The sequence below is a fragment of the Kitasatospora sp. NPDC101801 genome (genome assembly GCF_044766665.1).
Lineage (GTDB): Bacteria > Actinomycetota > Actinomycetes > Streptomycetales > Streptomycetaceae > Kitasatospora.
On sequence record NZ_JBIWML010000009.1, the window covers coordinates 77,735 to 96,601 of the forward strand.

The following is an 18,867-nucleotide window of genomic DNA, read 5'->3' on the forward strand; positions in this document are numbered from 1 at the left end:
CCCATGGGACCGGTTTCCGGACCTCCCCAGGAGCACCGTCGGCCATGGCCTCCACTCCGGTCCCCGGGCGCAGACGCTCGGGTTTCGTCTCCCTGGGCAGGTCGGCATCCTGGCGCTCGCTCTGACCGGCCGCTCCTCCGGCGGCAGCACCCCGCGCCGCTGTGTCGGCCCCGGCAGCCTCAAGGTGCCGGACAACCACTCCTGCTCCGACGGCACGGCGGCGGCCGGCCGCTGGTACCACTGCGGCTCCGGTTCCGGCATCGCCACCGGCGGCGCCTTCGCCAAGGGCGACACCAAGCGCGGTGGCTTCGGCTCCCCGAGCGGCTCCTCCGGCTCCGGCGGGGGGTAGGGGCCGCTCGCCCGGGCGGCACCGGGTGCGTGGCTCGCCGGCTTCTGGTCGGTCGCCGATGCTCCGCGTGGACTCCCTCCTCGGCGCCGCCGAGCCACGCACCCCGACAGCCCGATCACCCACCAGGGCGCGCGCTTCCGGCCCCACCTGATCCGCTGACGGTGAGTCAGTCCTCCTCCACCAGGTGGTCGACGCAGACCGCGACGGCGAGCAGCAGTCCGGCGTCCGCGGCGTCGGCCACCCGGACCCCGTAGGTGTCCCGGAACCGGAACCACTTGCGGGAGATCTCGGCGACGGTGTCCCCGTGCGCCTCGATCCGGTACTCCTTGTCGATCAGGTTCCCGTGGATCTCCAGCTCGCCGCCGTCGGCCAGCTCCACGTGGAACTTGTCCCGGAACGGGGTGAACAGCTTCTTCCGGACGGTGGCGATCACGTCCCCGCCACTGTTCTCGATCTTCATGGCGTCCCGGACGGTCAGCGCCTTCTCCTTGATCACCGCGACCAGCCGTCCCTGCGGGTCCTTCAGCTCGAAGGTGTCCCGCAGCCGCAGCACCTTGGCGTCCACCAGGAACGCCTTGGCACCGTCCTCGTCCTCGATCCAGTAGTCGTCCCCGACCGTGAACAGCCGCTCCCTGACCACGTACTTCATCCCGCACCGCCTGACGTCGTGTCGGATCCCCCTGCGGAGAAATACTGCCGGAGGGTCATGCGGTTGGATGGGAACATGGCTACTCGTGCACGTGTCCGCGCCCCCGAACTGGTGGGGAAGGGCGGCTGGCTGAACACCGGCGGCAAGGATCTGTCGCTGGCTGACTTCCGCGGCAAGATCCTGGTCCTCGACTTCTGGACCTTCTGCTGCATCAACTGTCTCCACGTCCTGGACGAACTCCGGGAGCTGGAGGAGAAGCACCGCGACACGGTGGTGATCGTCGGCGTGCACTCGCCCAAGTTCGTGCACGAGGCCGACCACCAGGCCGTGGTGGACGCGGTGGCCCGGTACGAGGTGCACCACCCGGTGCTGGACGATCCGGAGCTGGTGACCTGGAAGCAGTACGCCGTCCGGGCCTGGCCGACGTTGGTGGTGGTCGACCCGGAGGGGTACGTGGTCGCCCAGCACGCCGGGGAGGGGCACGCGCACGCGATCGCGAAGCTGGTCGAGGAGCTGGAGGCGGAGCACGCGGCCAAGGGGACGCTGCGCCGCGGCGACGGCCCGTACGTGGCGCCTGAGGCGGTCGCGGGGGACCTGAAGTTCCCGGGCAAGGCGGTCCAGCTGCCGGACGGGCACTACCTGGTCGCGGACTCGGGGCACCACTCGCTGGTCGAGCTGGCCGAGGACGGCGAGACGGTGGTGCGGCGGATCGGCGACGGCGAGCGCGGCTTCGTGGACGGCACGGCGCCCCGGTTCAGCGAGCCGCAGGGGCTGGCGCTGGCCCCCGAGGGGCTCGGTTACGACGTGGTGGTGGCCGACACGGTGAACCACGCGCTGCGCGCGGTCCGGCTCTCGGACGGCTCGGTCAGCACGCTGGCCGGCACCGGCAAGCAGTGGTGGCAGGGCTCCCCGACCGAGGGGCCGGCCACCGGGGTCGACCTCTCCTCGCCGTGGGACGTGGCGTTCTTCGACGGCCGGGTCTGGATCGCGATGGCCGGGGTGCACCAGCTCTGGGCGTACGACCCGGCGACGGAGACGGTCGCGGTGGCGGCCGGCACCACCAACGAGGGCTTGGTGGACGGCCCGCCGGCGGAGGCGTGGTTCGCCCAGCCGTCCGGGCTGGCGGTCTCGGCGGACGGCGAGCGGCTCTGGGTGGCCGACTCGGAGACCTCGGCGGTGCGCTGGCTCCAGAAGTCAGGCGGGGCACGTGAAACATGGTCCGTGCACACCGCGGTCGGCACCGGCCTGTTCGACTTCGGCCACCGGGACGGCGCCGCCGAGCAGGCGCTGCTCCAGCACCCGCTCGGGGTGACCGTGCTGCCCGACGGCTCGGTGGCGATCGCCGACACCTACAACCACGCGCTGCGCCGCTTCGACCCCGCCACCGGCGAGGTCAGCACGCTGGCCACCGACCTGCGCGAGCCCTCCGGGGCGGTGCTGGTGGACGGCGACATCGTGGTGGTGGAGTCCGCCCGGCACCGGCTGACCAGGCTCCGGCTCCCCGAGGAGGCGGTCCGGGTGGCGGCGGTCGCGCACCGCACCCAGCGGGCGGCGACCGAGGTGGCGCCGGGCGCGCTCCGCCTCGAGGTGGTCTTCCAGGCCCCGAGCGGCCAGAAGCTGGACGAGCGCTACGGCCCGTCCACCCGGCTGCTGGTCAGCTCCACCCCGCCCGAGCTGCTGCTCTCCGGTGCGGGGGCCGACTCCGACCTCTCCCGTGAGCTGGTCCTCTCGGGCGAGCTCACCGAGGGCGTCCTGCACGTCTCCGCGATGGCCGCCTCCTGCGACGACGACCCGGAGATCGAGTACCCGGCCTGCCACGTCCACCAGCAGGACTGGGGCGTCCCGATCCGGATCACCGAGTCCGGCGTCGGCCGGCTGCCGCTGGTGCTCGCGGGTCTGGAGTAGTTCCGGTCAGCCGGCCGCCAGCCGGTCGGTCAGGCGCTCCTTGGCCTCGGGCCACTCGTCCACGAGCATCGAGAAGTACACGCTGTCCCGCCAGCTGCCGTCCCGGCGCTGGCGGGAGCGGCGGAAGGTGCCTTCGTACCGGGCACCGAGGCGCTTGATCGCGTTCTGCGAGCGCTCGTTGAGGTGGTCGGTCTTCCAGCAGACCCGGCCCATCCGGAGATCCTCGAACGCATGGGTGAGCAGCAGCAGCTTGGACTCGGTGTTGACGGCCGTCCGCCAGACCTCGCGGCCGTACCAGGTGCCGCCGATCTCCAGGCTCTCGTCGCGGTCGGAGGCGTCGAAGTAGCAGCTGATGCCTACCGCCCGGCCGGTGTCCAGCCGGATCACCGCGAACGGGTGGCAGTTCGGGTCCTCGATCCGGTCGGTCACGTTGGTGACCATCTCCGCCGGTGTGCCGGGGATGGCCACCGGGATCCAGCGGAACACCTCCTCGTCGCCCCCGGCCGCCTCGAAGAGGTCCGGGGCGTGGGCGGGGGTGAGCGGCTCCAGCCGGACGTGACGGCCGGTCAGGACGACGGGGTAGGGCAGCTTCGCGGTCATGCCGCCACGCTATCCAGTCATTGAACTAGGTGCAACACATATTTGCACTAGTGCAAAGGATCGTCAGTGTGAAGGCTCCGGGAACGCCCCGACCGACGACGAAGGGCCCCGCGCGATTGCGCGGGGCCCTTCCTGTTCGGCTACCCGGTCAGACGAACGAGTTGATCTGGATCGTCTCGGTCCGGCCGGGGCCGACGCCGATCGCCGAGATCGGTGCGCCGGACATCTCCTCCAGCGCCTTCACGTACGCCTGCGCGTTCTTCGGCAGGTCGGCGAAGGTCTGCGCCTTCGAGATGTCCTCGGTCCAGCCGGGGAGGTTCTCGTAGATCGGCTTGGCGTGGTGGAAGTCCGACTGGTTGTACGGGAGCTCCTCGACGCGCTTGCCGTCGATCTCGTACGCCACGCAGACCGGGATCTCCTCCCAGCCGGTCAGCACGTCCAGCTTGGTGAGGAAGAAGTCGGTCAGGCCGTTCACCCGGGTCGCGTACCGGGCGATCACCGCGTCGAACCAGCCGCAGCGCCGGTCGCGCCCGGTGGTGACACCGCGCTCGCCGCCGATCCGCCGCAGCGCGTCGCCGTCGGCGTCCAGCAGCTCGGTCGGGAACGGCCCCGAGCCGACCCGGGTGGTGTACGCCTTCAGGATGCCGATGACCCGGTCGATCTTCGTCGGGCCGATGCCGGCACCGGTGCAGGCGCCACCGGCGGTCGGGTTCGACGAGGTGACGAAGGGGTACGTGCCGTGGTCGACGTCCAGCAGGGTGCCCTGGCCGCCCTCCAGCAGGACGACCTTGTTGGCCTTCAGCGCCTCGTCCAGGACCAGGGTGGTGTCGGCCAGGAAGGGGCGAATCTTCTCGGCGTAGCCGAGGTACTCCTGGACCACCAGGTCGGCCGGGATGGCGCGGCGGTTGTAGAGCTTGACCAGCAGCTGGTTCTTGTCGTGCAGGGCCGCTTCGACCTTCTGGACGAGGATCGACTCGTCGAAGAGGTCCTGGACCCGGATGCCGACGCGGTTGATCTTGTCCGCGTAGGTGGGGCCGATGCCGCGACCGGTGGTGCCGATCCGGCGCTTGCCGAGGAAGCGCTCGGTGACCTTGTCCAGGGTGCGGTGGTACGGCGTGATCAGGTGGGCGTTGCCCGAGATCAGCAGCTTCGAGGTGTCGATGCCGCGGTCGTTCAGGCCGGCCAGCTCGGAGAGCAGCACGCCCGGGTCGATCACCACACCGTTGCCGATCACCGGCGTCACGTTCGGGCTGAGAATGCCGGAAGGCAGCAGGTGCAGGGCGTACTTCTGATCGCCGATGACCACCGTGTGACCGGCGTTGTTGCCGCCCTGGTAGCGAACGACGTAGTCGACGGAGCCGCCGAGGAGGTCCGTCGCCTTCCCCTTGCCCTCGTCTCCCCACTGGGCACCAACGAGCACGAGTGCCGGCACAGGCGTACACCCCTTCCGGTTGGGGCATCCTGCGTAGGCCGCAGTCTGCCCCGAGATAGACGAAGCCCCTGGCGCAATAGCGCAAGGGGCTCTTGCACCGAGAGATTACCTGAGGAAGGACCGGTCGTGTCGTCGCTGTCCACGCCCGAAGACCGCGCCGTCGATCCGGACGCCCCTGGTCAGCTGCTGGTCCTGCTCGACCCGGCGGCCCGGCAGGCCGACGGCGAGTCGGTCCGGATCGCCCGGGACGTGCTCTGCGGGGGTGCGGACGTGAAGGTCGCGCTGCCGGAGAGCCCGTCCGAACTGGACCGGGTGCTGGCCCATCGCGGCCGCCGCCGACCGGTTGTGATCGGTTCCGATCTGGCGCTGCAACGCGTGCTGGGGGCCCTGCACCGACAGCGTGAGCTGGGCACGGACCCGGTCGGCCTGGTCCCGGTCGGGCGGCCCGAGGCGGTGGCGGCCGGCCGATCGCTGGGCGTGCCGGCCCAGCCGGTGGCGGCGGCCAGGGCGGTCCTGCACGGGGCCGCCCGCAAGCTCGACCTGCTGGTGGACGACGGTGGCGGGGTGGCGTTCGGCGGGGTCAGCATCCACACCCACGGCCTCGGCCGCCCGGCCGGACTGCGTTCGCTATGGGCGAAACTGGCTGCGGCCGAGCAGGCGACCCCACTCGGCTCCGACGACCCCAGGCTCCGGATCGAGGCGGACGGCCGGCTGCTGGTGGACCTGGACGAGCCGGTGCACCGGCTGCGGGCCGCCCTGTCCGTCGGCTCCGGCGACATGGAGCTGCTGCTCCAGCTGGCCCGCGGCCCGCACACCGTCCGGGCCACCCGGCTCGCGGTGACCGGCCGGGGCTTCGGCTACCAGGCGGACGGCCGCCGGGTCGGCCCGGTCCGGTCCCGGGTCTGGACCGTCCATCCCGGGGTCTGGCAGCTGCTGCTCCCGGTCACGTGAGCAGCGTCACGTCCGGAGCGCCCGCCCGACGGCCCGTCAGGCCGCCGACCGGGCCACAGTCCGGGTGCGACAAGGCCCGACGCGCATTCAACGAATTGTTGCCGGGAAAAACGCGGGAGCGGTAAGGGGTTTTGTCTACGCGCGTCGCTATCGGATCGGCCAATTCACCGCCCGTTCGCTGTTCGGGAAGGCGTACGGAACTGCCCTAGACTCGAAGACGTGCCACGTGGAGACGGACGACTCAACCACGATCTTCTTCCCGGCGAGAAAGGCCCCCAGGACGCTTGCGGCGTCTTCGGTGTCTGGGCTCCCGGCGAAGAGGTCGCAAAGCTCACGTACTTCGGCCTCTATGCCCTGCAGCACCGCGGACAGGAATCCGCGGGCATCGCAGTCAGCAACGGAGCCCAGATTCTCGTCTTCAAGGACATGGGACTCGTGTCCCAGGTCTTCGACGAGGCCTCGCTGGGTTCGCTGCACGGTCATATCGCCGTCGGACATGCCCGCTACTCGACCACCGGGTCCTCGGTCTGGGAGAACGCCCAGCCGACCTTCCGGGCGACCGTTCACGGTTCGCTGGCCCTCGGCCACAACGGAAACCTGGTCAACACCGCCGAGCTCGCCGAGATGGTGGCCGCACTGCCGGGCGAGGAGCACGTCTCGCGCTCCGGCCGCTCGGCCGCGACCAACGACACCGACCTGGTGACGGCGCTGCTCGCGGGCCACCCCGATCTCTCGATCGAGGAGACCGCCAAGCAGATCCTGCCCAAGGTCAAGGGTGCGTTCTCGCTGGTCTTCATGGACGAGCACACCCTCTACGCGGCCCGTGACCCGCAGGGCATCCGCCCGCTGGTGCTCGGCCGCCTGGAGCGCGGCTGGGTGGTGGCCTCCGAGACGGCCGCCCTCGACATCTGCGGCGCGTCCTTCATCCGCGAGGTCGAGCCCGGCGAGCTGATCGCCATCGACGAGAACGGCATGCGCACCTCGCGCTTCGCCGAGGCCAAGCCCAAGGGCTGCGTCTTCGAGTACGTCTACCTGGCCCGCCCCGACACCTCCATCGCCGGCCGCAACGTGCACCTCTCCCGGGTGGAGATGGGCCGTCGGCTGGCCAAGGAGGCCCCGGTCGAGGCCGACATGGTGATAGCCACTCCCGAGTCCGGTACGCCCGCCGCGATCGGCTACGCCGAGGCCAGCGGCATCCCGTACGGCTCCGGCCTGGTGAAGAACGCCTACGTCGGCCGCACCTTCATCCAGCCCAGCCAGACGATCCGTCAGCTCGGCATCCGGCTGAAGCTGAACCCGCTGCGCGAGGTCATCCAGGGCAAGCGCCTGGTGGTCGTGGACGACTCGATCGTCCGTGGCAACACCCAGCGCGCGCTGGTCCGGATGCTCCGTGAGGCGGGCGCCGCCGAGGTGCACATCCGGATCTCCTCGCCGCCGGTCAAGTGGCCGTGCTTCTTCGGCATCGACTTCGCCACCCGCGCGGAGCTGATCGCCAACGGCATGACGGTGGAGGAGATCGGCCGCACGCTCGGCGCGGACTCCCTCGCCTACATCTCGATCGACGCCATGATCGAGGCCACCACGCAGCCCAAGGACAACCTCTGCCGGGCCTGCTTCGACGGCGTCTACCCGATGGAGCTGCCGGACCCGGCGCTGCTCGGCAAGCTGCTGCTCGAGGCCGAGATCGCCGGTGGCAAGCAGCAGCCCGCAGTGCGCACCAAGCCGACCGGCTCGGACCTGGACGGTGTCCAGTCCCTGCTCGGTGGCCACGGCGCAGCCGACGCGCTCCGGCGTCCGTAGTTCACCAACCCCCGACCCGAGAGGGCCGTCAGCAGTGACCAGCAACCAGAGCAGCGGCGCCACCTACGCCGCCGCAGGTGTCGACATCGAGGCGGGCGACCGCGCCGTCGAGCTCATGAAGCAGTGGGTGAAGAAGGCGGACCGTCCCGAGGTGGTCGGCGGACTCGGCGGCTTCGCCGGGCTCTTCGACGCCTCCGCGTTCAAGCGCTACGCCCGCCCGCTGCTGGCCTCCGCCACCGACGGGGTCGGGACGAAGGTCGCCATCGCGCAGGCGATGGACAAGCACGACACGATCGGCCACGACCTGGTCGGCATGGTCGTCGACGACCTGGTCGTGTGCGGCGCCGAGCCGCTCTTCATGACCGACTACATCTGCGTCGGCAAGGTCGTGCCGGAGCGGGTCGCGGCGATCGTCAAGGGCATCGCCGAGGGCTGCGTGCTGGCCGGCTGCGCGCTGGTCGGCGGCGAGACCGCCGAGCACCCGGGCCTGCTCGGCCCGGACGAGTACGACGTCGCGGGCGCCGGCACCGGTGTGGTGGAGGCGGACGCGCTGCTCGGTGCGGAGCGGGTCAGGGCCGGTGACGTGGTGATCGCGATGGCCGCCTCGGGCCTGCACTCGAACGGCTACTCGCTGGTCCGGCACGTGCTGCTGAACGAGGCCGGCTGGAAGCTGGACCGCAAGGTCGAGGACTTCGGCCGCACCCTCGGCGAGGAGCTGCTCGAGCCGACCCGGATCTACTCGCTGGACTGCCTGGCGCTCACCCGGGCCACCGAGATCCACGCCTTCTCGCACGTCACCGGCGGCGGCCTGGCGGCCAACCTGGCCCGGGTCATCCCGACCGGTCTGCACGCTCGGCTGGACCGCGGCACCTGGTCCCCGCTGCCGGTCTTCCAGACCGTGGCCAAGGTCGGCAACATGGCCGCCCTGGAGATCGAGAAGACCCTGAACATGGGCGTCGGCATGGTCGCCGTGGTCCCGCCGGAGTCGGTCGACACGGTGCTCGCGATCCTGGAGGACCGCGACGTGGAGGCCTGGCTGCTGGGCGACATCGTGGACCGCACCGACGAGCACGGTGACGCGGCGACGCTCTACAACGCGTACGACGGCTTCCAGCTCAGCTGAGCCCGGTTCCGTCCCTGGGGGCCCCTGCGGGGGCCCTCAGGCGTTTCCGCGGCAGCCCCGGGGCGCCGGACCGTGCGGGAACGCCGAAGACCGGCTCGGCGCCCGTGGGCACCGAGCCGGTCAGGTCAGGCTCTTACGCGCGGCGGCGGGACTGGCTGCTGCCCGCGTCCGCTTCCGCGTCGTCATCCTCGTCGGCGTAGAGGTCCGCATACGCCGCGTAGGGATCGTCCTCTTCCTCTTCTTCGATCGGTTCTGGCTTGATCGAAGCGGTGGAGGGCGATACACCCAGCTCGCTGGACAGACGGTTGGCGTCAAAGCCGCCGCCGTTGTACTTCAGCTCGCGGGCGACCTTCGTCTGCTTGGCCTTGGCCCGGCCGCGCCCCATGGGTCGACCCCCTCAACGATGGGGCTCACGGCCCCGAGTCTGACACGTGTTCATGATCAGGAGCGGTCTGCCCGAAGTGGGAGAACCGTCCCTTGGAGCATTAACGGTACCTGTTTCCGCCGCCGAACGGTACGTCGCCGGTGTGACGTGGCGCGCACTGCCACCCCCCGAAACCAGGTCCTTCCAGGTCACGAGGGGATTTTCGGGCTTTCGCAGGCTGTTCAGAGCCTGCCCAGGCCAGTTGTTCCACGACCGATTATCCCCCGGGAGGGGGCCCGACATCGCCCGTTCGGGCTACCGATCGAGAATCCGGTTCCACATCGTGATGCGGGGGAGGAGAGCCTCCCCCGCGGTCACGGCTCAGCTCCGGCGGGCACCGGGCAGCAGCACCGAGCGGAGCGCGCTGATCTCCCGCATCCGGCGCTCGGCCAGCCGGTCGGCGGCCACCGCCGGGGGCACGCCGTCGGCGGCGGCCCGGGTGAAGATCTCCAGCGTGGTGTCGAAGATCTTGGTGGCCTTGGTCTTGGCCCGGTCGAAGTTGTAGCCGCCCTTGTGCTGCGACTCGAACTCGTCGGCGACCTGGATCACGCCGCCGGAGTTCACCAGGTAGTCCGGCGCGTAGAGGATGCCGCGGCCGGCCAGGTCCTTCTCCACGCCCGGGTGGGCCAGCTGGTTGTTGGCCGCGCCGCAGACCACCGCGGTGCCGGCCGCGCCGAGTGCGCCGACGGTGTGGTCGTCCAGCGCGCCGCCGAGTGCGCAGGGGGCGTAGACGTCCAGTCGGGCCTGCAGCAGGGCGGCGGTGTCCGCCACCACCTCGACGTCCGGGTAGGCGGCCCTGACCCGGTTCACGGCGGCCTCGGAGACGTCCGTGACCACCACGGTGGCGCCGTCCGCGACCAGGTGGCCGACCAGGTAGTGGCCGACCTTGCCGACGCCCGCGACGCCGACCCGGCGGCCGCGCAGGGTGGGCTGGCCCCAGCTGGCCTGGGCGGAGGCGCGCATGCCCTGGAAGACGCCGAAGGCGGTCAGCACCGAGGAGTCGCCGGCGCCGCCCTGCTCGGGCGAGCGGCCGGTCACGTAGTCGCACTCGCGGGCCACCACGTCCATGTCCTGCACGTAGGTGCCGACGTCGCAGGCGGTCACGTAGCGGCCGCGCAGCGACTGCACGAAGCGGCCGTAGGCGCGCAGCATCGCCTCGTTCTTCGCCGTGGTCGGGTCGCCGATGATGACGGCCTTGCCGCCGCCGAGGTCGAGCCCGGCGAGCGCGTTCTTGTAGCTCATCCCGCGCGAGAGGTTGAGCGCGTCCTCCAGCGCCGCCTCCTCGGAGACGTACGGGAAGAAGCGGGTGCCGCCGAGGGCCGGGCCGAGGGCGGTGGAGTGGATGGCGATGATGGCCTTGAGGCCGGAGCTGCGGTCGTGGCACAGCACGACCTGCTCGTGGCCGTCGTTCGGCGCGCCGTCCAGCTCGGTACGGAAGATCCTGCTCAGCACGCCGGGTGCGGGGTACGAAGCGGACAGGGTCTGTACGTCGGTCACTGTGGTGACTCCAGTATCTGTGGCCCACTGCTGTGGTGTGGGCGCCTGAAAGGAAGCCTAGCCCTGGGGCCGCGGCCGGTTCTGCCCCTCGGCACAACGATTCAGCCCCGTCCGGGGTACCCCGTCGGCTCCCCCGTGCGACGATGCCGGATGTGACCGCTGTGCGTACCTCGGTGCTCCCGCCCTACGCGGCCCATCTGCGCGTGTACGAGCCGCTGGCCGCCTATCCGGGCCCGGAGCGGGCCCGCTGGCAGGCCTACGCGGCCCGGTACGGCCCGGACGCGGTGGAGGCGGCCCAGGCGGTGGCACCGGCGGTGCTGGCCGAGCAGCGGGGCGCGCTGGCCGAGCTGCTGGCCCGGACGCCCCGGGCGCTGCCCGAGCGGGAGAGCGAGCGGGCCTTCGTCCGGGTGGTGGACGGGGTGACCTACGTCTGCCCGTGGGCGACCAGACTGCGCAGCTGGCAGGCGATGGAGGAGCTGGCCGAGTCGCTGCCGGCGGCCCTGCTGGACACCGTGCTGCCGCCGGTGGTCCGGGCGGCCGCGCAGGCCGACCGGGAGCGCTGGCGGGCGGCCCACCCGGACGACCGGCCGTGGATCCTGACCAACCGGTGGGAGGTGCCGGTGCGCTGGTTCCTGCCGTTCGGCACCGAGGACCGCTGCTTCCTGCCGGCCGGCCCGCCGGACCGGCCGGCCGCGCTGTTCTACCTGACGCCGATGGCGCAGGCCCGTCGCCGGGTGGCCCGGGGGTACCGGGCGCTGCGCGAGCGGGTGCCGAGCGGGGCGCTGGCCAGCGGGGTGGAGGAGCTGGGGCGGTGGCTGGAGGAGTTCCACCCGCGCTCGCTGGTGGAGCTGGACTACGGCGGTCTGGTGCACCTGCTGGGCACCGACCTCCCGGACGAGGACTCGGTCGGCGAGATCGAGGCGGGGGTGGCCGCGCTGCGGGCCGGTGACGGGCGGGAGGCGGCCCGGATGTACGAGACGGTGACCGAGCGCTGGCGGCGGGTGCACGCGCTCCGGTACGCGAGCTGACGGCGGGGGAGCGGTGGCGGGGGAGCGGTGGAGGGGGATCGACCCAGGACGGGCTGACGCGACGTCAGTCCGGTTGGGGGACGGTGTCAGTGCGGCAGGCGATGATGGTTGGGACCTTTGGGCCTGGGGTCCGGGACGAAGGTCCCGGTTCGGGTCAATACCCCGCGAACGTGACACTACTCACCGTTGACGCTTACTTACGCCTATGTGTAAAAATGGGACAACCAGCCCAAGTTCACTCAGATGTATCCACTTCTGAGGGGATCTGGGAGCAGTGTCTGTTTTGCGGGGAAACGAAGGGTCTGGTCCTCTCCTAACCGCTTGTCACCGATTGGTGACTGTCCGCTATGGGACGGTCCATGGCCATCCGTCGCTCTTGAACCCGTGAGGGGTCAATTTTGGCGGTTTGGCCGATGGGGCTGGACGAATGGTGTAGTTGTAGACACCAGGACAAGCCGTTCGTCCTATTACCGACTCGGCCCGTCTATGCCATTTCGGGCATCGCGGGCCAAGGTGCAGAATTTGAAGGATAGAACCGCCCTGGTTCGGTTCTCCCGAGGAGGCCGCTCATGACCGCTCGTACGCCTGACGCCGAGCCCCTGCTGACGCCGGCAGAGGTCGCCACCATGTTCCGCGTTGACCCCAAGACGGTCACTCGCTGGGCCAAGGCGGGCAAGCTCACGTCCATCCGCACTCTCGGCGGCCACCGCCGGTATCGCGAGGCGGAGGTGCGCGCACTGCTGGCCGGTATTCCGGCACAGCGCACCGAAGCCTGAGAAGGCCCCTCCGGGGCCTTTTCGCAGCTCACTGCAAGGGGCCGCATCCCTGACTCCGCCGGGTCGAGGATGCGGCCCCTTTCGGCTTGCCCGGAATGCAGTGTTCCTATTGGGGCTGGTGTGAGGTGGGGGAAAAGCCGGGGAATGCATGTGCAATTTTATATATTAAATCAACGACCCCGGGAGAGGGGTCGGACCTGTCCGGTCTCAAGAAAAGATAAGTGATGACCATCACAGCGGCGTTATCTTGTGGTCTAGACCTACGGTGGCGTAGGAGCTGACACCCGGTCAGCGGCAACGCGAAGAGGCCCGGAGCCTGACGGCTCCGAGCCTCTTCGGTACGGCGATCCTGACGGGACTTGAACCCGCGACCTCCACCTTGACAGGGTGGCGAGCTAACCAACTGCTCCACAGGACCAGAGTGTTACTGCGATCTGCCTTGTCCGTCTGCTTCTCGCTCGCGAACAAGACAGATCGTACTGCATCCTGGCCCCCCAGGTCGAACCGGCTCCAGGGCCGCTCTCCCGGATCGCGCCGGGCGGCCGACGCCGAGGCCCGCACCCCGACGCCGCCCGCTGATCCGGCGCGATCCGGGAGAGCGGCCCTACAGCCCGGCGCCCGCCGCCTCCATCGCCTTCAGGATGCGCTTCTCCGAGACGGGCGTCGGGGTGCCGAGACCCTGCGCGAAGAAGCTCACCCGGAGCTCCTCGACCATCCAGCGGATCGCCCGCAGCTCGGCCGACGGCTCCCGGCCGGCCGGGACCTTGCCGAGCAGCTCGCCGTACGCGTCCTGCACCTGCTGGACCTTGTGCAGGTGCAGCAGGTCGCGCTGCGGGTGGTTGGGCAGCGCCTCCAGCCGGCGGTCGACCGCGAGCAGGTAGCGCTTCAGGTCGGGCAGCCGCTGCCAGCCGGTGGCGGTGACGAAGCCGGGGTGCACCAGCGAGGCGAGGTGCAGCCGGACGTCGTTCACCGCGGTCAGCAGCACCGGGCTGGAGACGCTCTTCAGCCGGTTGGACGCCTTGTGGAAGGCGATCAGCGCGGTGGCGGTCTTCAGCGTGGTGTCGGCGGACAGTTCGTACAGGTCGGCCCTGACCTTGTCGTACAGCTTGGTGAAGGACGGCTCGTCCCAGGCCGGCCCGCCGTGCAGCGCCATCAGCCGGTCGGTGGCGGCCGCCACGATGTCCTCGAACAGGGCCGGGATCGACCCGTGCGGGCTGTACGAGAGCGCCAGCTTGGCCTGGTTGCCGAGTCGCTGCTGGATGGCCTTGGCGGGGGAGTTGATGCTCAGCATCAGCAGCCGCCGGGTGCCCGCCCACATCGCCTGCTGCTGGGCCTCGGCGGTGTCGAAGAGCCGGATCGCCACCGAGTCGCCCTCGTCCACCAGGGCCGGGTACGCGCGCAGCGAGTGGCCGCGCGAGCGCTGCTCGAAGGTGCGCTGGAGCACCGGCAGGCCGGCCGGCCAGCCGGTCAGGCCGGTCTGTTCGATGCCCTGGCCGGAGGCGGCCGAGGAGAGGGTCTCCTTGAGCTTGGGCTTGAGCTTGAGCCGCAGGTCCTCCAGGTCCTTGGACTCGGCCAGCTTCTTCTTGCCGTCCACCACCCGGAAGGTGATCCGCAGGTGGTCCGGCACCCGCTCGTCGTCCCAGGCCTCCGGCGGGACGGTGATCGCCGACATCCGCTTCAGGACGTGCTCCAGGGTGGGCAGCAGCGGCTCCTGACGGTCCTTCACCTGGCGCAGCGCGGCGGCGGCGAAGTCCGGGGCGGGCACGAAGTTGCGGCGCAGCGCCTTGGGCAGCGAGCGGATGTACGCGGTGACCAGCTCGGTGCGCAGGCCGGGGATCTGCCAGTCGAAGCCCTCGGCGGTGACCTGGTTGAGCACCGGGAGCGGGATGTGCACGGTGACGCCGTCCGCGTCGCTGCCGGGCTCGAACTGGTAGGTCAGCTTGAACCGGAGCTTGCCCTGCTGCCAGTGGTCCGGGTAGTCCGCCTCGGTGACGCCGTCCGCCGAGTCGTTGATCAGCATCGACTTCTCGAAGTTCAGCAGGTCCGGCTGGTCGTGCCGGGCCTTCTTCCACCAGGCGTCGAAGTGCCGGGTGGAGACGATGTCCTCGGGCAGCCGGGTGTCGTAGAAGTCGAACAGGGTCCGGTCGTCCACCAGGATGTCCCGGCGCCGCGCCCGGTTCTCCAACTCGGCCACCTCGCTGAGGAGTTGGCGGTTCTCTCCCCAGAAGCGGTGGTGCGTCTCCCAGTCGCCCTCGACCAGCGCGTTGCGGATGAACAGCTCGCGGCAGAGCTCCTGGTCGATCTTCCCGAAGTTGATCTTCCGCTGGGCGACGATCGGCATCCCGTACAGGGTGACCTTCTCGTACGCCAGCACCGCGCCGGCCTTCTTCTCCCAGTGCGGCTCGCTGTAGCTCTTCTTGATCAGGTGCTCGGCCAGCGGCTCGACCCACTCGGGCTCGATCTTGGCGTTGATCCTGGCCCACAGCCGGGAGGTCTCCACCAGCTCGGCCGACATCACCCAGCGCGGCGGCTTCTTGAACAGACCCGAGCCGGGGAAGACCGCGAACCGGGCGCCCCGGGCGCCGGCGTACTCGCGCTTCTCCACGTCGAACAGGCCGAGGTGCGAGAGCAGGCCGGACAGCAGCGCCTGGTGGATCCGGTCGGCGTCCGGCTCGGCGTCCTCGTGCGGCTCCTCGATGGTGACCCCGAGCTGCTTCGCGACCGTGCGCAGCTGGGTGTAGATGTCCTGCCACTCCCGTATCCGCAGGTAGTTCAGGAACTCGGACTTGCACATCCGGCGGAAGGCCGAGGAGGAGAGCTCCTTCTGCTGCTCCTTGACGTACCGCCACATCGCCAGGAAGGCCAGGAAGTCGGAGGTCTCCGAGTTGAAGCGGCGGTGCCGCTCGTCGGCCGCCTGGCGCTTCTCGGCCGGGCGCTCGCGCGGGTCCTGGATGGAGAGCGCGGCGGCGATCACCATCACGTCCCGGACCACGCCGAGCCGGTCGGCCTCGATCACCATCCGGGCCATCCGGGGGTCGACCGGCAGCTGGGCCAGCTTCCGGCCGAGCGGGGTGAGCCGCTTGCGGTGGTCCTTCTCGGCCGGATCGAGGGCGCCCAGCTCGTGCAGCAGGTTGACGCCGTCCTTGATGTTGCGCGAGTCCGGCGGGTCGAGGAACGGGAAGGCGGCGATGTCGCCGAGCCCGGCCGCGGTCATCTGCAGGATCACCGAGGCGAGGTTGGTGCGGAGGATCTCCGGGTCGGTGAACTCGGGGCGGGAAAGGAAGTCCTCCTCCGAGAACAGCCGGATGCAGATGCCGTCCGAGGTACGGCCGCAGCGGCCCTTGCGCTGGTTGGCGCTGGCCTGGCTGACCGCCTCGATCGGCAGCCGCTGCACCTTGGTGCGGTGGCTGTAGCGGGAGATCCTGGCGGTGCCGGGGTCGATCACGTACTTGATGCCGGGGACGGTCAGCGAGGTCTCGGCCACGTTGGTGGCCAGCACGATCCGCCGGCTGTTGGAGCGCTGGAAGACCCGGTGCTGCTCGGCCGAGGAGAGCCGGGCGTACAGCGGCAGCACCTCGGTGAACTTGAGGTTGAGCTTGTTGAGCGCGTCGGCGGTGTCACGGATCTCCCGCTCACCGGAGAGGAAGACCAGGATGTCGCCCGGCCCCTCGGCCTGGAGCTCCTGGGCGGCCTCGCAGATCGCCTGCACCTGGTCGCGGTCGCGGTCGACGTCGGTGTCCTCCTCGCCCTCCTCCAGGATCGGGCGGTAGCGCACCTCGACCGGGTAGGTGCGGCCGGAGACCTCGATGATCGGCGCGTCGCCGAAGTGGTTGGCGAACCGCTCCGGGTCGATGGTCGCCGAGGTGATCACGACCTTGAGGTCGGGTCGGCGCGGCAGCAGCTGCTTGACGTACCCTAGGATGAAGTCGATGTTGAGGCTGCGCTCGTGCGCCTCGTCGATGATCAGGGTGTCGTACTGGCGGAGCTCCCGGTCGGTCTGGATCTCGGCCAGCAGGATGCCGTCCGTCATCAGCTTGACCAGGGTGTCCGGGCCGACCTGGTCGGTGAACCTGACCTTCCAGCCGACCGCCTCGCCGAGCGGCGTGTGCAGCTCCTCGGCCACCCGCTCGGCCACCGTGCGGGCGGCGATCCGGCGCGGCTGGGTGTGCGCGATCAGGCCCTTCACACCCCGGCCGAGCTCCAGGCAGATCTTCGGGATCTGGGTGGTCTTGCCGGAGCCGGTCTCACCCGCGACGATCACCACCTGGTGGTCCCGGATCGCGGCCAGGATGTCGTCCTTCTTCTGGCTGACCGGCAGCTCCGCCGGGTACGTGATCTCCGGCACCGCGTTCCGGCGCTGTTCGACCCGGAGTTCGGCGCGGCCGATCTCCGCCGCCAGCTCGGCCGCGATCCGGTCGCGGGCCTCCGGCTGGCGGACCCGGCGCGCTCCGTCCAGCCGACGGCCGATCCGCTGCTGGTCACGCAGTGTCAGCTCGGGCAGCCGAGCGGCCAGCTCCCCGACGGTGGGTACCTCGGTGGGCTGGACTTGGGGAGAACTCACTGCGGACATCCCTCTAGGTTCGCAAGGAGGGGCGGGCTGACGCACCTCGGTTTTCGAGCACCTCCAGTGTCACAGACCGCCGACCGACCCCCGTCGTAGGCTGCGGCAGGATGATCCGGGCGGTTCGCACCCGGAGCGCCCGACGCTCGCGGCGGCGGCGCCGGACGGGTCGCCCGGTGGGCGACGGCTGCGGCACCGCCGGAGTCCGGGGTGCGGGCGGGCTCCCCGGGACTGCGGTGTTCGGATAGCCTTTTGACGGATTGTCATCCTGCAGGTACGAGGTTCCGGGGGAGCCATTTTGAACTTCATCAGCGAGGCATGGGACGACGCCAAGGACCTGGTCGGTGCGGGTGCCAGGGTGGTCAAGGACATCGTCATGGCACCCGCCGAGATCGCCCGCTGGGCCCTGGGCGAGATGTTCGGCGGCGGCGAGGACGAGCTGCGCCAGATCGCCAAGGAGCTTGCCGACCTCGGCAAGGAGTTCGACAAGCTCGGCACCGAGGTCAACTCCGCGCTCGGCAAGCTCACCTGGCACGGCGAGGCCGCCGACGCGTTCACCACCCACGCCCAGGGCCGGGTCCGGGAGATGGCCGGGGTGGCGGACGAACTGACCGGACTGAGCAAGGCGGTCGAACGCCTGGCCAGCTTCTGAGTCTCCGCCGGAAGATCATCACGAGGGCAAGGGAATACGGGGAACCATGGCCGGTGAACAGTTCGGCGTAGAGCTGCAGGAGCTCGGCAGGATCCAGCAGGACTGGCAGCAGACCAGCCAGCGGATGGCCGAGCTGCAGCAGAGGCTCGGCAAGATCCAGGACACCCTGGCGAAGGCGGTCGCGGTCGACCTGGCCGCCAGTCCGCTGGCCGGCATCGCGGGCTTCGGGATCGCCTTCGACGTGCTCCGGGACGCCAAGGACGTGGAGTCCAGGGCTCGGCACCTGATGCAGACCAAGGAGAAGCTCACCAAGGCGATCGCCGAGGACACCGAAAAGATCAAATCGGTGATCAAGGCGTACACCGAGGCGGACCGCAAGGTCCAGGAGGACTTGAAGGAGAAGGAGAAGTCCCGCCCCAAGGGTGACGACGGGTCCACCCGGATCAACGGCACGGACAAGGGCAGCGGGAACGGCAACGGCGGGAACGGGAACGGCGGGAGCGGCAACGGGGGCGGCGACACCAAGCACCAGGGTGACGGCAACCACGGGAAGTACGGCGACCACAGCACCGGCGACCGTGGTGTGAAGTACATCAACGGTGACAGCTGGGAGGACTGGAACGGCAACACCAAGACCCACCCGAGGAACGGCGAGGGCAAGGGCGCGCTGGTCCGGCCGAACATGGAGGGCCTGGACGCCGAGCGCAAGGAGATCCTCGAGCGGGCGATGAAGCGCGTGGACATGAAGCTCGGCTACAGCCAGGGGGCGATCACCGACGGCTACCGGGTGGACTGCTCGGGCTTCGTCAGCGCGGCCTGGGGCATCCCGCCGGGCTCCTACGGCGGCCTCAACACGGACGCGCTGATGACCAGCAAGTACTCGTACGAGATCAGCAAGAAGGACCTGCAGCCCGGGGACGCGCTGATCAACGGCGACCACACCATCCTCTTCGGAGGGTGGGCGAACGCCGAGCACACCAAGTACATCGCCATCGAGAACGCGGGGCAGGCCGGCACGGTCTCCCGGGTGTCGACGATGGACAACCGGTACGGCTTCTACCGCCGCAAGGACCTCTGAGCCGTCGGTCGGTCACCGCCGCGTGGCGGTGACCGACCGAGG

General features: G+C 70.2%; 15 protein-coding genes and 1 tRNA gene. 9 read left to right on the forward strand and 7 right to left on the reverse strand.

The window, feature by feature from the left end; all coding sequences use genetic code 11:
* Positions 1 to 184 precede the first annotated feature (184 nt).
* Positions 185 to 349, forward strand: coding sequence for a hypothetical protein (locus ACIRPK_RS14020; RefSeq protein WP_403037573.1), 165 nt, complete (start codon positions 185 to 187; stop codon positions 347 to 349).
* Positions 350 to 515: 166 nt separating this feature from the next.
* Here the strand turns inward: ACIRPK_RS14020 and ACIRPK_RS14025 are convergent, their stop codons facing one another.
* Entirely contained in the window at positions 516 to 998 is a 483-nt protein-coding gene (locus tag ACIRPK_RS14025) for an LURP-one-related/scramblase family protein (RefSeq protein ID WP_403037576.1), read from the reverse strand.
* A gap of 75 nt (positions 999 to 1,073) precedes the next feature.
* Here ACIRPK_RS14025 and ACIRPK_RS14030 point away from each other — a divergent pair, with 75 nt between their 5' ends.
* Positions 1,074 to 2,903, forward strand: a complete 1,830-nt coding sequence (locus tag ACIRPK_RS14030; protein ID WP_403037578.1) for an NHL domain-containing thioredoxin family protein — start codon at positions 1,074 to 1,076, stop codon at positions 2,901 to 2,903.
* Between the two features lie 6 nt (positions 2,904 to 2,909).
* On the opposite strand, the gene ACIRPK_RS14035 is transcribed toward ACIRPK_RS14030, so the two are convergent.
* Positions 2,910 to 3,503 carry a GNAT family N-acetyltransferase gene (locus ACIRPK_RS14035; RefSeq protein WP_403037581.1) on the reverse strand — a complete coding sequence of 198 codons (594 nt, stop codon included), beginning with the start codon at positions 3,501 to 3,503 and terminating at the stop codon, positions 2,910 to 2,912.
* A gap of 148 nt (positions 3,504 to 3,651) precedes the next feature.
* Positions 3,652 to 4,935 (reverse strand): adenylosuccinate synthase, encoded by a 1,284-nt coding sequence (locus ACIRPK_RS14040; protein ID WP_403037584.1) that lies wholly within the window; start codon positions 4,933 to 4,935, stop codon positions 3,652 to 3,654.
* 126 nt (positions 4,936 to 5,061) lie between these two features.
* Here ACIRPK_RS14040 and ACIRPK_RS14045 point away from each other — a divergent pair, with 126 nt between their 5' ends.
* From ACIRPK_RS14045 to purM, 3 genes are all read left to right on the forward strand, one after another.
* Positions 5,062 to 5,886, forward strand: a complete 825-nt coding sequence (locus tag ACIRPK_RS14045; RefSeq protein ID WP_403037587.1) for a diacylglycerol kinase — start codon at positions 5,062 to 5,064, stop codon at positions 5,884 to 5,886.
* 219 nt (positions 5,887 to 6,105) lie between these two features.
* The gene (gene purF, locus ACIRPK_RS14050; protein WP_403037589.1) at positions 6,106 to 7,686 is read left to right on the forward strand and encodes an amidophosphoribosyltransferase; all 1,581 of its coding nucleotides are present in this window, start codon (positions 6,106 to 6,108) and stop codon (positions 7,684 to 7,686) included.
* Between the two features lie 34 nt (positions 7,687 to 7,720).
* Positions 7,721 to 8,809: a phosphoribosylformylglycinamidine cyclo-ligase gene (gene purM / locus ACIRPK_RS14055; protein ID WP_403037591.1), complete on the forward strand. Its 1,089-nt coding sequence runs from the start codon at positions 7,721 to 7,723 to the stop codon at positions 8,807 to 8,809.
* A gap of 133 nt (positions 8,810 to 8,942) precedes the next feature.
* On the opposite strand, the gene ACIRPK_RS14060 is transcribed toward purM, so the two are convergent.
* A complete protein-coding gene (locus ACIRPK_RS14060; RefSeq protein WP_057234333.1) occupies positions 8,943 to 9,194 on the reverse strand; it encodes a DUF3073 family protein in 252 nt (83 codons plus the stop codon).
* A gap of 360 nt (positions 9,195 to 9,554) precedes the next feature.
* Positions 9,555 to 10,730: a Glu/Leu/Phe/Val dehydrogenase dimerization domain-containing protein gene (locus ACIRPK_RS14065; protein ID WP_403037594.1), complete on the reverse strand. Its 1,176-nt coding sequence runs from the start codon at positions 10,728 to 10,730 to the stop codon at positions 9,555 to 9,557.
* Positions 10,731 to 10,873: 143 nt separating this feature from the next.
* Here ACIRPK_RS14065 and ACIRPK_RS14070 point away from each other — a divergent pair, with 143 nt between their 5' ends.
* On the forward strand, positions 10,874 to 11,758 hold the full coding sequence (locus ACIRPK_RS14070; RefSeq protein ID WP_403037596.1) for a hypothetical protein: 885 nt from the start codon (positions 10,874 to 10,876) through the stop codon (positions 11,756 to 11,758).
* A gap of 569 nt (positions 11,759 to 12,327) precedes the next feature.
* Positions 12,328 to 12,534, forward strand: coding sequence for a developmental transcriptional regulator BldC (bldC, locus tag ACIRPK_RS14075; protein WP_014137253.1), 207 nt, complete (start codon positions 12,328 to 12,330; stop codon positions 12,532 to 12,534).
* A gap of 344 nt (positions 12,535 to 12,878) precedes the next feature.
* Here bldC and ACIRPK_RS14080 read toward each other — a convergent pair.
* Together ACIRPK_RS14080 and hrpA are read right to left on the reverse strand one after the other, a co-directional pair.
* A tRNA-Asp gene (locus ACIRPK_RS14080) sits at positions 12,879 to 12,952 on the reverse strand.
* A gap of 186 nt (positions 12,953 to 13,138) precedes the next feature.
* Positions 13,139 to 17,104, reverse strand: a complete 3,966-nt coding sequence (hrpA, locus tag ACIRPK_RS14085; protein ID WP_403037598.1) for an ATP-dependent RNA helicase HrpA — start codon at positions 17,102 to 17,104, stop codon at positions 13,139 to 13,141.
* Positions 17,105 to 17,393: 289 nt separating this feature from the next.
* On the opposite strand from hrpA, the gene ACIRPK_RS14090 reads away from it, so the two are divergent.
* Positions 17,394 to 17,747, forward strand: coding sequence for a WXG100 family type VII secretion target (locus ACIRPK_RS14090; RefSeq protein WP_403037600.1), 354 nt, complete (start codon positions 17,394 to 17,396; stop codon positions 17,745 to 17,747).
* 46 nt (positions 17,748 to 17,793) lie between these two features.
* A complete protein-coding gene (locus tag ACIRPK_RS14095; RefSeq protein ID WP_403037602.1) occupies positions 17,794 to 18,825 on the forward strand; it encodes a hypothetical protein in 1,032 nt (343 codons plus the stop codon).
* Positions 18,826 to 18,867 lie beyond the last annotated feature (42 nt).